Genomic DNA, 15,944 nt, shown 5'->3' with positions numbered 1-15,944 from the left:
CAGTCACAGGAAGGGAACCAGAACGGTTTATTTACATTGACCACATTGAGCGACTTAAGTAAGGAGATTTGAGTACGTCAAAAGATCATTCATATTTATCTTCTTATCATCCCACTTTCGATTTAATCCATCATCTCTGTCTCTTGACAAACAAACTGCTTAGCTACATCCACCCAATTAGCTGGTTACCAGTTCCGCACCAAATACGCGTTCTGGGTACGTGTACAGCGTGTAGCGGTCGGCTTTCAGGAAACCGACCAGCGTGATACCGGCTTCGCGGGCGAGGTCAACGGCCAGGCTTGAGGGGGCACCCAGCGCAATCAGCATCGGTATGCCCGCCATCCAGCTTTTCTGAACCAGTTCAAAACCAATACGGCCGCTCACCAGCACCGCTTGCTGTACAGCCGTGTCCCGTTCCGCCTCCACGCCGATGCTATTATTCCAGAACGTGATTCCCAGGAGTTTATCGAGCGCATTATGACGGCCAATGTCTTCGCGCACGGCCCCGAGTTGTCCGTCGGGGCCAACGAGAGCGGCAGCGTGTAACCCGCCGGTGTGCGCAAAAGCCCGCTGCCGGGTACGAAGCTGATCGGGTAGGGTCATCAGCGTGGCCGAATCGAGGTGGAACGTACCTGACACGGGGGCCGGGCACGAGGTGCGAATGGCATCGATGGAGGTTTTTCCGCACACGCCACAGTTCGATGCCGTGATGCCGTGCCGATCGAGCATTGCCCAGTCGAGCAGCAGGTCGGGCTGAAGTTCAACTCGAATAACGTTGCCTTTCTCGGCCTCTTCGCGCGAGCAGTGCCGGGCCGACAATACGTGTTCGCGCCGACTGATGACGCCTTCGGTAAATAAAAAGCCCAGCGCCAGTTCTACATCGTGGCCGGGCGTACGCATGGTAACCGCAATGGCCCGCTGCTGCCGGTCGGTGGCGGGACCGTAACCGAGCCTGATCTCCAGCGGCTCTTCAACAGCCAGCAAATCAGGAGTTTCAGTAATCGTACCGTCCGAAAAGCGGTATACGGTGGTGGGCGAAACAAGAGACATAATCGGGATCGGTTGAAGTAAGAACGCGCTACCCTATAAGTTGGTAACGACCCGATAGGTTTTAGACGGGCCAAATTTTGTACATTAGATGCTCTTTTTCCTTACCTATGACCATTCGCCAGGCAACCCTTTCTGATCTTGAGACGCTTGTTTCGGTAGCCCGAAAAAGTATCTACGACGCGTTTAGTCCTGAAAAATACCCCGGTAACCCCGTTCAGCAATACCTCGACGAGGCCGTAACCATCCCGCACTATCAGCAGGAGTTTACTGACCGCCGGGCTACGTTCTGGCTGGCCGAAAATGAGCAGGGTGTGGCCATTGGCTTTCTGAAACTACGCCACCACGCGCCGCCCCGCCGAATGCCCGTTCGCCATGCGCTGGAGATCGTTCGCCTTTATTTGCTCGATGACTACACGGGCCGGGGATACGGTCGGCAACTGATGCAGTACGCCCTTGACTACGCCCGACAACAAGGCTATCAAGCGGTTTGGCTGGGTGTTTGGGAACACAATGCGCCCGCGCTTGTTTTTTATAAAAAGATGGGCTTTACCCGGTTCGGATGGCACGTGTTTACCTTCGGCGGCGAACGGCAGCGTGACCTTTGGCTCTGGAAGGCCCTCTAAATTAAACGATACCCCCGGTTAGCTGTCTATACATAGCTATTTCTGTCAACGTCTGCTTTTTTATAGATCCATTGTTACGCTTCGTCTTTTCACGTCCCTTTCTGATCAGCGGCCTATTCCTTTGGCTCGCTGGAACGACCTGTGGATGGGCGCAGCAAAAAAGCGATTCAACCGCGGTGACGGCTCCCGTTTCTACGACCGCCAAAAAAGCGCGCCAAACGCCGATTGATTCCCTCATTACGCCCTATGGCCTGATGCTGGCCGACAGCGCCGAACGGGTACGCGACAGTGTGCGCTATACCCGTTTGAAACAACGCATGTCGAAAGGCAAGCTGACGCGGGAGTTGTACAACGCGTTGTTTCGTGACGTGTATAATAGCCGACCGTCGGGCGAGGTGAATCAGATCGAGGTCAACCCGTACAAAACGTATGAGGGGCGGGTCATTGGCACTATTTTCATTAAACGACTCGGTGTGTTTGGGGCTAGCGTGTACGATACTACCCGAAACGCTGCCAACTGGGTAGAAAAAGTGGCCAACAAATTACACGTCAACACCCGCGAAAACGTGATTCGGCGGTCGTACCTGCAATTTCAGGAAGGGGACATACTGAACCCAACGGTGTTGCGCGACAATGAACGGCTGCTGCGTAACGTGGGGCTTTTCATCGACGTCCGCATTCTGGTGATTCCCCGCCCCAATAGCCGGCAGTTTGTGGATGTGTATGTCATCACCCAGGATGTATGGTCGCTGTTGCCAGACGGCGGATTTAGCGGGTTCAATAATTTTCAGGTTGGGCTCGATCAGCGAAATTTTCGGGGGTTGGGCCATCAGGTATTCAACCGCATCGGCTACAACTCAACAAGACCCGGCCAAAAAACCGAGTATCAGGGTCGATACGTGATTCCGTATATCGGTAAAACATTTCTGACCGGACGGGCCGATGTCGTATTGCTTCGGGATAACAAATTCGTGTCGGCCAAAGTGTTTCGCCCCTTTCTAAACCCCGACACTAAATGGGCCGGGCAACTGGAACTGGGGCGTTACTGGACCAATAATAGGGTTACCGACCGCCGGGATAGTATTCTTAGTTTTCCCCTCAATTACTACTACAGTGACGTCTGGATTGGCCGCTCTTTCCCCTCTCCCTTTCTGGTAAAAAACCCCGAAGACCGCGCCCGCATCGTGCTGGCCGGCCGCCTCACCGCCTACGATTATACCCGCCGCCCGGAAGTCACGGCAGACAGTAATCAACTCTATCAAAATCGACGAAGCTACATTTTCAGTCTGGGCTACTCGCAGCGCAGGTACGTTCGCGACGTGTTGATCTACGGTTTTGGCCGCACGGAAGACGTACCCTACGGCAGTCTGATGTCGGTAGTGGCTGGCGTGGAAGAAGCCGAGTTAGGCTTGCGCAATTACGTGGGTTTAAGCTTTTCACGGGGTCAGTATCTGCGTAAGATTGGGTACGTATATGGCCTGCTCAACACGGGTTCTTATTTCCGAAGCGGACGACGCGAACAGTCGGTCATCAATCTGGAGACCAATTATTTCAGCCCGCTGCACCGCATTAAGTGGGGGCAGATGCGTCATTTCATCAACACTACCATGACCGTGGGCGCCGACCGGTTCAACAACGAAGTCATCAACCTCAACAGCAACAACATTTTTGGAGCCGGAGGCGCGGGACTGTTTGGCACCAAACGTCTGATTGTCGATTACGAAAACCTGTTGTTTTCGCGAGTCAATATTGCCGGGTTCCGGGTGGCGTTTCTCACCTTCGCCAACCTGGGACTGGTTAGTTATCCCGAGCGGTCGTTATTGGCCGGGCCGCTCTATCAGGGTTATGGCCTGGGGTTCCGGCTCAGAAATGAGAACCTGACCTTCAACAGCCTGCAAATTCGCTTTACGTATTATCCCAACTTGCCCAACAATGCCGCTGCATTGCGTTACGCCTTCGAGGGCGTACCTGTGCTTCGCCTCCGCGACTTCGACATTAACTCGCCGCAGGTAAGCACATTCCAATAATTCCCTTTTTTTGAGCAGTATGAACTTTATACTCTAAATTACGATTGTAATTAATGTATCGACATTATATTTACAGACAGGTTTTAGACAAACAGTTGGTTTGTACAACCAGTTGGTTCCACCCTTACGTAAGCGATACCTACGCCAATGAAAATTGAAGAAGAAATAAAGCAGGCTCAGTTCAAATCGCCCCTTCACCGGTTGATTGTGAACTTAATGTACACCAACAACTGGCTGTGCGACAGTCAGATGCGTCTTCTTAAGCCGTTTGGCCTCACCGTACCACAGTATAATGTGTTGCGCATTTTGCGGGGGCAGTTTCCGCAACCGGTTCGCATCAACGACATCACCGAACGCATGATGGACAAAATGTCGAACGCCTCGCGGCTGGTCGACAAACTGGTTAGTAAGAAGCTGGTTATCCGCACCGAATGCCCGAGCGACCGTCGCGCTGTGGATGTACTGATCGGTGAAAAAGGCCTGGCACTACTTAAGAAAATTGACGAGGAGCAAGACAACTGGGAAGCTCAGTTCAAAGCCTATGAGGGGCTCAAAGCTGATGAATTGAATGCACTGCTGAATGATTTCCGCAGCGTAGCCACCGACGAGTAATTACTTTTTTTATTCACTATATAATAACCGATTACAATGAAAAACAACCTGATTCTGGCTGGCTTTGCTGCCCTGGCACTCACTGCAACCACTGCGTTCACCGGTCCCGACAAAGCAACTAAACCTGTTGCCCCCAAAGCGACCACCTACAAAGTAGACGCCGCTAAAAGCACGCTGACCTGGAATGGTAAAAAAGTAACCGGCGAGCACACAGGCAACATTAAAGTGAAAGATGGTGCTTTTGTAGTTGACGGCAACAAAGTAACGGGCGGCAAATTCACGTTCGACATGAACAGCATTACCTGCACCGACCTGACCGACGCCGAGTATAACGGTAAATTTATCGGCCACATGAAGTCGGAAGATTTCTTCAACACGGCTAAATACCCAACATCGACGTTTCAGATCACGAAAGTGACGCCAAAAGGTGGTGATCAGTACACGATTGCTGGCAACATGGTTATCAAGGGCATCACCAACGCCGTTTCTTTCCCGGCTACGGTAAAAATGACGGGCAACCAGATTGTGGCAACCGGAAAAGCTACCCTCGATCGTACGAAATACGACATCCGTTACGGCTCGAAATCGTTCTTCGAAAACATCGGCGACAAAGCCATTTATGACGACTTCACCGTTGACATGAAACTGGCTGCCAACAAGTAATTGACCTTCTAAACCTTATAGGTTTCAAAAACCTATAAGGTTTGGTGGAGCCCCGGCCAACGTCGGGGCTCTTTTTGTGCTAGAGCTTCTGGTTGGTGCGCCAGAGTACCCATACCAGCCACACCATTAAGAGCAACAAGCATAATGAGCCTGCAACATAAAAATATATGGCATTAATCATCTATGTATCTTTTTTCCTAATACTACCACACGGCACTCAGACTACCAGCAAGTGCAAACCCCATATTGATTGAACGGCATAACTTGTTTACTTGTAATGACCATTCTGGCCGGGTAACGGTTTTTCTGTTAGTTTGCACCTATGAAGCCTGAAACCATTGCCCTGCTCTCAACGCATTATTACGACCGTAACGCCGGCGCGTTGGCCCCGCCTATTTACCTATCGACCACCTATGAGCGCGATGCCGACGGTAGCTACAAACATGGCTACCTGTATGCCCGGAATGCCAACCCAAACCGCGACGCCCTTGAACGCAGTCTCACCGCCCTCGAAGGTGGTTTTGCTACTACTACCTATGCTTCGGGTCAGGCCGCTACCATGAACCTGTTCCTGGCCCTTGCCCCAGGCGATCATGTGTTAATTCCGACAGACGCGTATTACGGTACACCTACCCTGCTCGAAGAACTGATGCACCCCTGGGGCCTCACCTACACCCGGGTAGATATGACTGACTTGGCTCAGGTACAGGCATCTATGCACGAGAATACTCGGGTTATCTGGCTGGAAACCCCCTCGAATCCATTATTAAAAATAGTTGATATCCGTGCCCTGGCCGCTATTGCCCATGCGGGCGGAGCCATCTGTGTGTGTGACAATACCTGGGCAACGCCCATCCTGCAACGCCCCCTCGATCTGGGCTGCGATGTGGTGATGCATGCCACCACCAAGTACTTCGGCGGTCATTCGGATGTGCTGGGCGGCGCACTGGTTTTCAAGGAAGACGGCACATTATATCAGCGCATTCGGCGACTGCAATCGGTAGGAGGCGCGGTGCCTTCGCCGTTTGAGTGCTGGCTGGTATTACGGGGCATAAAAACCCTGGCCGCCCGGGTACGTATGCAAACGGAAACGGCAGGAAAAGTGGCCGAATTTCTGGCCACGCACCCCAATGTGGAAGCCGTTCACTATCCTGGACTGGCTACTGATCCTGGTCACGAACTGGCGAAGAAACAAATGACCGGCTTTGGGGCCATGCTCTCTATTCAGGTACGTGGTGGCGCAGAAGAAGCCATACGAGCCGCCGCTAAAGTGCAGATTTTCACCCGAGCCACAAGCCTGGGCGGTGTAGAAAGCCTGATCGAACACCGCGCCAGTGTAGAAGGTCCCAACAGCCAAACACCGCCTAACCTGCTCCGCATGTCGATCGGTCTGGAACACGCCGACGACCTGATTTTCGATCTGAGACGGGCGCTGGAGTAAGGTTTATGTATTGTGTACTCAAGCCATGATACGTTCTAAAGTCTGTTTTCGTTTTTGCCAATCTGGCAAAATGCGTTCTAGCAGTTGATAAAAAGTTTGGTCATGGTTGCGGTTTATCAAGTGGCAGATTTCGTGAATCACTACATACTCAATACAACTACCTGGTGCTCTTATCAAATCAGGGTTCAAATAGATTACGCCTGATGGTGTGCAGCTTCCCCAGCGGGTAGGCATATGCCGTAGTTTCAGTTGTGGTATCGCTAAGCCGTAGGATTCAAACCGAGCTAGTGAAGCGGTCAGCATGCGTTGAAAATAGATCGTGGCTTTCTGTCGATACCAAGTGTCCAAAGAATTCCTGATACCTTCTTGATCTAAGTCTGGTTCAGAGATTTCAATAAATCCGGCCATAAGGCGAATTCGTTTGTCACCCACCGTTAGCTTAAGTCGGTATTGTCGGCCTAAGTAACGGTGGGTTTCTCCCGAACGATATTGACGAGGTGGCGTTAATGGACGAAACTGCTCAAAAAAGCGGAGTTGCTTCACGATCCATGCTGCTTTTCTACGAACCACTTTACTCACCTCATCCGCAGGATAGTCTAGCGGCGCAATAACCCGCACAGCACCGTCTGGGTGCACTTGCACACGCACTGTTTTCCGCGCTCTTCGACTCAATTGAAACGTAATCAGGCGCTGACCGTACGACACTGTCTGTTCAAACTCACTCATACGTACCGCTGCTTCGCTATTGCCAGACAACCCTCAATCAACTGATCGACCAGATCGAGCGGCAGCGCAGTGGCCAGGCCAGTGGTTTGCTCATAGATGTAATCATCAAGATCGATGCGTATTCGACCACCCAAATCGAGGTTGTTTTGCCAGTCGACAAAAGGCCGACCATTTTCCATAATCGCTGACCTGATTTGCTCATCAATACCCAGCGCTAAATGTACCAAAGCGTCATCGACTGGCCGATTGTCTATTCTCGTAAACAAGGTTTTTGCCAGGCCATGAAAAGCCCCTGCTACCGGGTTTTCCTGCAATGAATTTGGTGTACCCTCTAACCGGCCCTTGTTGAACGCTTCTTCCAATTCCAACGCCCTTCGCAAATAATCGCCTTCTGAAAGCCGTTGCGCATGGTAAGCGTCTATTGTTTCCTGAATTAACTCGGCTAATTGCCGGTACAGCGCAGGGTCATCGTTGGCACGTACCTCAATGGCCTTCAGTGTTCTACTGGCAATATGGTCAGCCTGAGCGGCTTTGCCTACGAGTTTGGCCACTTCGGTTTGCCGCTGCTCAACATCCAATAACGCAAACATGGGGTTTACAACCAGCGTATCACCTTCCACGCTGATGTGCTTGTCAATGAGCTTACGTATTTGTGGCTCATAGGCAGCATAATCGGGTTCATCGGAGTAGCGGTGTTTTACGGATGCCCGCAAATCCAGAAAAAATTTTGCGTCGTTTTTATACGTCTCTACTTCCTGCACCGGCGTATTATCTACAAATGCGATACTCGACAGGGCCAGTTTTAGCAACCTGGCCATCAGCGATACTTTCTTACTGAAATCGTCTCGCTTTTCGTCGTCAAAAAGTAACTCTTCGTAGGCCTTCTGGTCGCGTTTGTTCCTGATCTCACTGAATATAGCCCATACGTCGGCGTGTGCCTGTGGCAGCTTACTAACTTCAGTATCGATACTGTTTAGCGCCCCATCCAGGTCTTTAACGTCAAATTCCTTTAGCCCTGCATACAGGTTCAGTGCCTGATCGAGGTTACCAAGGTTACCCACATAATCGACAATGAGACCGTAGTCTTTACCGGGGTATACCCGGTTTACCCGCGCTACTGTTTGCAGTAGTTCGTGTTCCTTCAGTGAGCTTATCAGGTATAACACGCTGTTACGCGGCGCATCGAAACCGGTAGTCAGTTTCCGCACCACGATGATCAGTTCGGGTACTTCGTGCTTTTTGAAGGCATTGATGATTGTTTTTTCGTACCGTTCGGGATTGCCGTACTTATCCATCTGCCGCTTCCAGAAAGCACGTACGTCACCATCATAGCCGTCTTCTTCGTCATCGTCACCCTCCCGCACGTCGGGCGGCGAAATAACTACTTCGCAGGTTACGCGCTTGGCCTCGTCGGTCGATCCAATTAAATCGATGTATTTTTTGTATTTGACAGCCTGCCACTTCTTGCTAACCACAATCTGTCCTTTCAAGGACATTAACTGAAAGTTGTTTATGTAATGCGTCACAATATCGTGCGCACGTTCGTAGATCACCTGATCGGCTTCGTTGAGCGTTTTCAGGCCGCTGTATTTCTGCTTCAGCTTTGCCTGTCCGTACTCGCTGAGTGGTTCGGCCACCCGGTTGAAATCCCGGTTCATGGCCGACTGATTAAGCGATAACTGATGATGCCTGCCTTCGTATAACAGCGGCACCACGGCCCCGTCGGTTACGGCATCAATGATCGTGTAGGCGGGTTCAATCAAGCCTCCAAATTGCGCGGCCGTATTTTTTTCGGCCTTCATCAACGGCGTCCCTGTGAAAGCAATGAAACAGGCGTTCGGAAATAACCGCCGCATGCTCACATGGAAATTGCCGTACTGCGTGCGGTGCGCTTCATCGACCAGAATAAACAGGTTGGGTGTGGCGATGGGTTCGGCACTGCTTTTCAAGGCCGTATCGAACTTGTTGACAACCGTGGTGACAATATCGTCTGACTGTTCGTGCAGTAAAGCCAACAAGCTTGTGTCACGGACGGGCTTCTTATTCTTCTGCTTGTCGGTTTCGTTAGTTTCTTCTTCCTCAACGCCCGCCAGCTTTTTCCGTATCTTCTCCGAAGCCCCCGTTGTTGCCTGCACTACGTCGCGTTTGCACTTTCTGAATGTCTCTGTCAGTTGATCGTCCAGGTCAACGCGGTCGGTGACGAGCAGAATTTTAGGGTTCGGAATATCCGGGTGGCGGGCCAGCATCTGCGCCAGCATCACCATCGTGAGCGACTTACCACTCCCCTGCGTATGCCAGATTACCCCGCCCATACGCCGCCCCGTGGCCTCATCGATCCGACTGACGCGCCGCAGGGTTTGCCCGATGGTGAAGTATTGCTGGTAGCGGGCAATCTTCTTTACGTTGTCATCGAAGAGAATGTAATTAAATACCAGATCGAGCAGGCGCTCGGGGCGGCAAAGGCTGTAGAGTAGGCGGTCTTGTTCAGTAACGCTGACCGGCTCGCGGCGCAGATCGCGGTACACCTGCTGCGATGACTCATTCATACAGGCCAATACCGTTGCTTCACGCTCAACAGCTACCAGACTGTTAACCAACTGACTAAGCCGGTTTTCATCGGCCTTTCGCACATCGTCGGCTGTTTGTTCGCGCCAGGCCGACCAGAATTCTTCGGGCGTGTTGGTGGTACCATAGCGAGCCTCGTTTACGCCCAGCGCCAGCAGCAGGTTCGAGTAGTGGTACAGCGTTCTGATACCGTCTGACTTCTGGTAATCGAGTTGCTGCCGGATAGCCTGCTGTACCGGATTCTTTTTAATGGCCGAACTTTTACACTCGATCACCCCCATCGGAATGCCGTTGACAAACAAGACCAGATCGGGACGATAGGCGTCTGATCGTTGGGTACGTAGCACGCTGAACTCCGGCACCACGTGATACACGTTGTTTTCGGGATGCTCCCAGTCAACGTACCTGAGCGAGTAGCTTTTGCGGTCGCCTTCAATAACCTGTTCGAAGCTTTTGCCCAGGGTGATAAGGTCGTAAACGGTTTTGGTGGCGGCGGTGAAACCATCCTGCACGGGCAGGTCACGCAGGGCCAACAGGGCGGCGTTGAGGTTGGTGTCTGAAAAGGCATAGTCGCGTCCCCGGTAGCTGATGCTGTTTATCCGCTGTAGCTGTGCCAGCAGAATATCTTCGAGCAGCACGGCACTGCTACGCCCACCCCGTGCAGTCAGGGCCTGCGTGGGCGTGAGCGGAACGTACCCCATCTGCACCAGCAGATGCAGGGCGGGAATTTTGCTGGCGTCATTTTCGCGTAGCGAGGGCGTTTCCATGAGGTTGGTCTAGAGTCGGTTGTAAAGGTAGATAAAGGCCAATGCCTGCGCCTCCATAGTCAGGATCATGTTCTGTTTGGCGTTCGTTGCCGTCAGCAACTTATTTCTGGGTACGTCGAGAATACTATAGACCGTTTCGGCAGGATGGTACGTGCTCAGGGTCGATTCCATCAACTGAATGATACCAACGGTTTTATCTTTCATTAAGGGTTGCTCCCGAAAATAAAGCTTGATCACGTGCGGCGTACCATTTATGACGAGTCCCAACTCGGGATTGATACTGACCAGTAGATCGTCGTGTTTCCAGGTACGTTTGACAGGCTTGAACCAGTCAATTGTTTTGTTGCGCATAAACCGTTTGTAGACAGCTACGGCTTTCTGGTAGTTGGGCTGCTTTTTGGTGGGCACCGCCTTACACAGATCATCGAGCACAGAGAGGGGTTCAGCCTGTTGATGCATCTTGGCGATGCGATCACGAAGGCGTTTCCAATAGTCATTGCGGGGATCGTAATCGGGCCGGTATTTAATCTCGCGAACAAGTCGCTGTTGTGCGGTGCCGGTGGTCAGTGCGTAGTCGAGCAAGTCCGACTGGCCAATTTCGATGACTGTGGGTTGTATCAGTGTATTCATAGAAAAGGAAGGAGGAATAGCCTTCTATATTTGAAACACGCTACAAAAGACAAAGTTCATCATCTGATTAGCTTTTTGCAGAGTTGTACAAACTTTAATTTAAATAAACGAGAAGAGCAGCCAACAGACTGCTCTTTATTCCCAAAACTCGGTACAAACTAGGCGGTGGCCTCTGTCGGCACACGTACCTGACCGGTAAGCAGGCATTGCATCAGCCCGCGTTTCTGCTCGCGCAGGGCTTCCAGTTTAGCTTCGTGTTGGCGAATTTCCCGCAACGACGCGTCGAGCACGTTGGCAATTGCCCGTTGCTCGTCAACGGTTGGCAGACTGACAACAATCTTTGAGAAGTCACCCCAACGCAATCCGCCACGCCGATCAATTGATCCTACCATGTTTCTCCTATATTCCTGAATGTACCGATCGGTTTTTAAGAGATAGTACAGATATGTATCCTCGACGGACGAGTCAGTACTAAATACAGTATACATCGGGCTGATCAATGCCGCTTCATATCTGGACTGGTAACCAATAGAACCTTCTTCAATATGATTTGTAGCATAGGCGAATTGCCCTTTCGATACAATCTTATAAGTGGTCAAATCATCACTGTAAATTTTACGACCAAAATAACTAAGCGAATCAACCAATCCATCGTACTTCGTACATGACAATACTTTAAGTGGTAGATCATGCCGGTTACGAATGCTTACCTCACGTGCTATTTCATTGATCTCAATATGCCGCCATTCGCCAACGTACCCAGGTAAACGTACCTGACCGGTTAGCAGGCGGTACATCAGGCCCCGGTGACGGATGCGCAGCGTTTTTAGTAGCTCGGCGCTTTGCTCAATAGCCCGGTCCCACGTACCCAGCACGGCGGCAATTTGCTTTTGCTCAGCGAGAGGGGGAAAGCAAATCTCGAATTTCAGAAATTTCTCTTTCGAAATGTTCTTCATACTGTTACTGCTGCCAGTTGCTATAGTGCTAATGCGTCGTAACATTTCTTCAGAAGCAAGAGACTGAGATAACCACATAGAATTCACCTCCGCGCCCTTGCGCAGGACCGTCTGCCAAAGTTTATCAGGCAGATACAGATTGGGGTGATCCTGATGTATATAAGCACTGTGACCAACCAACTCAGGGGTATTACTTCTTGATATGATTATACTATCTTTTCTTGGGTTGATGCGAGCTAAATGCGACTCTTTGGGAAGTATAGTTTTATGCTCTGAGGGTGTGAATTTACATCCTGAAACTGCACTCACTTTCAATATCCCAATTTCTCCATGCTGAATTTTCCTGTCGAACGAATTTAAGCTGGATCCAGATTCTAGTTCTGCAATCACCTCCCCAAGTCGCTTCATTTCCCATCCATCGGGCAGGGTGTGGTGGTTTTGTGGTTTCATGTTGAGTGGGGTTTGGGTTAAGTTGGCACTTTTGCAAACGGGAATGCAAACGACAGACAGGTTAACTAATTGGTAGTCAATAAATTTTCGTTTGCATGTTGGTCACAGCGAATCGTTTGCCGTGAGAATCAGTCTGTACCGGGCTGGTTGAGTTGGTAAAACTCGGTCAGCTTGGCTTCGAGCAGGTGTTTATCGGGCATCAGGCGGGTGTAATCGGCAACAAGTGTTGGCGATAGGGTGCGGCTAAGGGCGTACTCTACCACAGCCTGATCGCTGCTGGCACAGAGCAACACACCGATGCTGGGGTTCTCGTGCGGTTTCCGTACGTCGCGGTCAAGGGCTTCCAGGTAAAAGTTGAGTTTGCCCAGATGTTCCGGCTCAAAGGGTACGGTTTTCAGTTCAAAGGCGATCAGACAGCGGAGATCCCTATGGAAAAACAGCAGGTCGATCCAGAAATCGCGCATCCCGACCTGCACACGATATTCGGCACCCACGAACGTGAAATCGCGGCCCAACTCCAGCAAAAACGCTTTCATCTGCTCAATCAGCGCGCGTTGCAGGTCCCGCTCAGAATGCCGTTCGGGCAGGTCCAGAAACTCGAATACGTATTGATCCCGAAAAATACCCTCGCTAAACGGGTCGCGTCCCTGTTGCTTTAATTGTGTCCGCACTGCCGACACATTCGGCGACAGCATCACCCGTTCGTAGACACCGGCCGCGATTTGCCGCTCTAATTCACGTGTACTATATCGCTCCTGAATCACAAGCCGAAGGTAAAACTCCCGCTCCTGGCTTGTTTTGCACTGTGAAAGTATAGTCAGGTGATTTGTCCAGTTAATTTTTGACAGCAGTGCCGTCAAAAATTCGGGAGCGTCACGATAGGCCTCGTAGAAACTCTTCATTCGATACAAGCCCCGATAACTAAACCCCTTTAAATCTGACTGTTGTCTCTGTATATAGTCTGCTAATTGCATGATTACACTATCTCCCCATTCGCTGGCTTCTACCTTCTTGCTGATGTAGGCCCCCACGTTCCAGTAGAGGTCAATCAGTTCGCGATTTACGCTGGCAATAGCCCGCTGTCGGGCTTGCTGAATAAGCGTTACTACTTCCGAAAAATCAGGTATAGGGGTCATCGGCGGGTCAGAAAGCAATGGAATATGGAAACGAGTTAGAAACCTAATTCGGCCAGGTACGTTGCCATTTGCCGCTCGGTCTCAGCCAGATCGGTACGGAGTTGTTCGATCTTCAGTTTCGTGGCGGCAATATCAATCGTTTCTTCTTCCTCGAAGGTATCTACGTAGCGCGGCAGGTTCAGGTTAAAGTCGTTGGCCCTGATTTCGTCGAGCGTAGCGCGGTAAGCATATTTGGCTTCCAAAACCTGTCCCGCGCCGTCTGGGCTGGGTACGTTGCTCGCCAAACTGGCCCTGAATTGCCGCACCGTTTCGAGCGCGTGGGTCATATGGCTCTCGCGCAGGCGATTCTGGTTCTTCCCGTTATCGAATTCGCGGCTCATGTCGATAAACAAAACGTCGGTATTGGCGGCTTTGGCGCGGTTAAACAGCAGAATAGCCGCCGGAATACCGGTTCCGAAAAACAGGTTGGCAGGCAGGCCAATGACCGCCTCCAGCAGGTTTTCCTCCACCAGCCGTTGCCGGATCGTACCCTCCGAACTACCGCGAAACAAAACGCCGTTGGGCACGATCACGCCTACCCGCCCGTCGGTTTCGTAGGTCGTTTCGATCATGTGGCTGATAAACGCAAAATCGGCTTTCGATTTGGGCGGCACGCCACGATGATAGCGGTTATACGGATCGCCCAGGGCTTTTTCGCTTCCCCATTTATCGAGCGAAAACGGCGGATTAGCTACCACCACGTTGAAGCGCATCAATTCGTCGTTCTCGATCAGCTTCGGGTTGTTGAGCGTATCGCCCCATTCAATGCGGGCGCGGTCCATGCTGTGCAGAAACATGTTCATGCGGCACAGCGCCCAGGTACTGCCGTTGTTTTCCTGCCCGTAGAGCGAAAAATTATCGGTGCCTACTTCCTTTGCCACTTTGATCAACAGCGAGCCCGACCCACAGGTAGGGTCACAGATCCGATCACCGGGGCGAGGGTCTACCAATTTGGCGAGCAGCGACGATACCTCTGCGGGGGTGTAAAACTCACCGGCTTTCTTGCCTGCCTTGCCCGCAAATTCACCGATCAGGTATTCGTAGGCATCACCAATAACATCGGTATTGAGCAGGTGCGAAGGTTGCAGGTCAAGGGCTGAAAAATCGACCAGCAGGTTTTTCAAGCGCCGGTTACGCTCAACGGTTTGCCCCAACTGCGCCTCCGAATTGAACGACACCGCCCGGAATACATTTTCCAACTTAGCCCGGTTTGCCTCTTCAAGGGCCATCAGTGCCACATCGATCAATCCACCAATATCATCATGTCCCCGGTTTTGGTAGAGGTAGTCGAAGGTACATTCATCAGGCACGTAGAACCGTTCGCGACGAAGCGCCCGTTCAATCCGCTCGACATCACCGGCATACTTTTCCTGATACTGCTGCACCTTGTCTTTCCAGACATCGGAGAGATACTTCACGAACAGCATCGTCAGGACGTAATCTTTATATTGAGTTGGGTCTACGGCACCACGCAGGGTATCGCAACCGCGCCAAACAACGGCGGCGATTTCTTCGCGGCTAAGTAGTCTCTTCAGAGGGAGCATGAATTAATTGATTGATAAGGTTTTCGACAAGAAGTTGTTTTTCACTGATAAGGCTAGTGAGTAGTTTGATCTGGCGTTGATGAAGTACCTGAACATGCACCACGTTCTGCTGCATGGGTAGACTCGGAACAGGTACAGACAGGTCGCCGAGTTCATTTTTCCGAATGGAAGGAATGCTGGTTCCTGCTCCCAATTGCTTCAGATAGGCTTGTGTTTTGGGCAGGTTCAAAAACGTAGTCAGGTACGTTGGTAACACCTGATTTTCGTTTTTCACATTGATGACGAAGAAAAGCGTCGACGCAACAGCTGGGCTGGGTTGGCCCTCATACTGCCAGGCAAAGAGGCGATATCCTTTGCCAGCTAATAGAATATCACCGGGTTGTAAAATATGCTTTTGGCTTTTTTCATCCAGCGGAATGAATGAGTCATCAAAGCGGTTAAATTCGCCGGAATCATCAAAATGCTTTGCCTGCAAATAATACACTTCGCCATGCTCAGAGGGCGTATCATAGTACCCAAACTGAACTTGGGCTATGTCTAACAGTTTTTCAAGCATAGGAGAAGACTTAATACACAAAGGTACCAAGTATCGCCATATTTAACGAAAATATCATTGTAGAACTTTTCAAAAGTATACAATTATCAGATTATGTAACGCTCTAATTTGAATAAGCATTATTCGCTTAATCACGCTCCTATATAATAAAGCTCTCTA

General features: G+C 51.0%; 13 protein-coding genes. 5 read left to right on the top strand and 8 right to left on the bottom strand.

The features are described 5' to 3' along the window. Positions 1-177: 177 nt before the first annotated feature. The gene (locus ACAW87_RS10525; protein WP_370723338.1) at positions 178-1,050 is read right to left on the bottom strand and encodes a formate dehydrogenase accessory sulfurtransferase FdhD; all 873 of its coding nucleotides are present in this window, start codon (positions 1,048-1,050) and stop codon (positions 178-180) included. A 107-nt stretch (positions 1,051-1,157) separates the two neighbouring features. Between ACAW87_RS10525 and ACAW87_RS10520 the strand changes: the two genes are divergently transcribed. From ACAW87_RS10520 to ACAW87_RS10500, 5 genes are all read left to right on the top strand, one after another. Further along, the gene (locus ACAW87_RS10520) at positions 1,158-1,673 is read left to right on the top strand and encodes a GNAT family N-acetyltransferase (RefSeq protein WP_370723337.1); all 516 of its coding nucleotides are present in this window, start codon (positions 1,158-1,160) and stop codon (positions 1,671-1,673) included. Between the two features lie 71 nt (positions 1,674-1,744). After that, complete coding sequence (locus tag ACAW87_RS10515; protein WP_370723336.1) at positions 1,745-3,700, top strand: BamA/TamA family outer membrane protein; 1,956 nt, start codon at positions 1,745-1,747, stop codon at positions 3,698-3,700. A gap of 147 nt (positions 3,701-3,847) precedes the next feature. Further along, complete coding sequence (locus ACAW87_RS10510; RefSeq protein ID WP_370723335.1) at positions 3,848-4,312, top strand: MarR family winged helix-turn-helix transcriptional regulator; 465 nt, start codon at positions 3,848-3,850, stop codon at positions 4,310-4,312. A 36-nt stretch (positions 4,313-4,348) separates the two neighbouring features. Continuing rightward, on the top strand, positions 4,349-4,975 hold the full coding sequence (locus ACAW87_RS10505; protein WP_370723334.1) for a YceI family protein: 627 nt from the start codon (positions 4,349-4,351) through the stop codon (positions 4,973-4,975). Positions 4,976-5,297: 322 nt separating this feature from the next. Continuing rightward, positions 5,298-6,416, top strand: coding sequence for a trans-sulfuration enzyme family protein (locus ACAW87_RS10500; RefSeq protein ID WP_370723333.1), 1,119 nt, complete (start codon positions 5,298-5,300; stop codon positions 6,414-6,416). An 18-nt stretch (positions 6,417-6,434) separates the two neighbouring features. Here the strand turns inward: ACAW87_RS10500 and ACAW87_RS10495 are convergent, their stop codons facing one another. The 7 genes from ACAW87_RS10495 to ACAW87_RS10465 all read right to left on the bottom strand — a co-directional run bounded on the left by ACAW87_RS10495 (position 6,435) and on the right by ACAW87_RS10465 (position 15,785). Then, complete coding sequence (locus tag ACAW87_RS10495; protein ID WP_370723332.1) at positions 6,435-7,142, bottom strand: M48 family metallopeptidase; 708 nt, start codon at positions 7,140-7,142, stop codon at positions 6,435-6,437. Further along, positions 7,139-10,474 (bottom strand): type I restriction endonuclease subunit R, encoded by a 3,336-nt coding sequence (locus ACAW87_RS10490; RefSeq protein ID WP_370723331.1) that lies wholly within the window; start codon positions 10,472-10,474, stop codon positions 7,139-7,141. Before ACAW87_RS10490 ends, ACAW87_RS10495 begins: the two co-directional genes overlap by 4 nt. 9 nt (positions 10,475-10,483) lie before the next feature. Next, positions 10,484-11,104 carry a hypothetical protein gene (locus ACAW87_RS10485; protein WP_370723330.1) on the bottom strand — a complete coding sequence of 207 codons (621 nt, stop codon included), beginning with the start codon at positions 11,102-11,104 and terminating at the stop codon, positions 10,484-10,486. Between the two features lie 158 nt (positions 11,105-11,262). Further along, a complete protein-coding gene (locus ACAW87_RS10480; RefSeq protein ID WP_370723329.1) occupies positions 11,263-12,510 on the bottom strand; it encodes a restriction endonuclease subunit S in 1,248 nt (415 codons plus the stop codon). Positions 12,511-12,638: 128 nt separating this feature from the next. Next, entirely contained in the window at positions 12,639-13,646 is a 1,008-nt protein-coding gene (locus tag ACAW87_RS10475) for a PDDEXK nuclease domain-containing protein (protein WP_370723328.1), read from the bottom strand. Between the two features lie 35 nt (positions 13,647-13,681). Further along, positions 13,682-15,229: a type I restriction-modification system subunit M gene (locus ACAW87_RS10470; RefSeq protein WP_370723327.1), complete on the bottom strand. Its 1,548-nt coding sequence runs from the start codon at positions 15,227-15,229 to the stop codon at positions 13,682-13,684. Then, positions 15,204-15,785: a restriction endonuclease subunit S gene (locus ACAW87_RS10465; RefSeq protein ID WP_370723326.1), complete on the bottom strand. Its 582-nt coding sequence runs from the start codon at positions 15,783-15,785 to the stop codon at positions 15,204-15,206. Before ACAW87_RS10465 ends, ACAW87_RS10470 begins: the two co-directional genes overlap by 26 nt. Between the last annotated feature and the right edge of the window lie 159 nt (positions 15,786-15,944).

Origin of the sequence: Fibrella aquatica, assembly GCF_041321135.1 — a bacterium.
In the GTDB taxonomy this organism is placed as follows: Bacteria; Bacteroidota; Bacteroidia; order Cytophagales; family Spirosomataceae; genus Fibrella; species Fibrella aquatica.
Note: the sequence above shows the minus strand (reverse complement) of the source record. Positions and strands in the feature narration are given on the sequence as shown.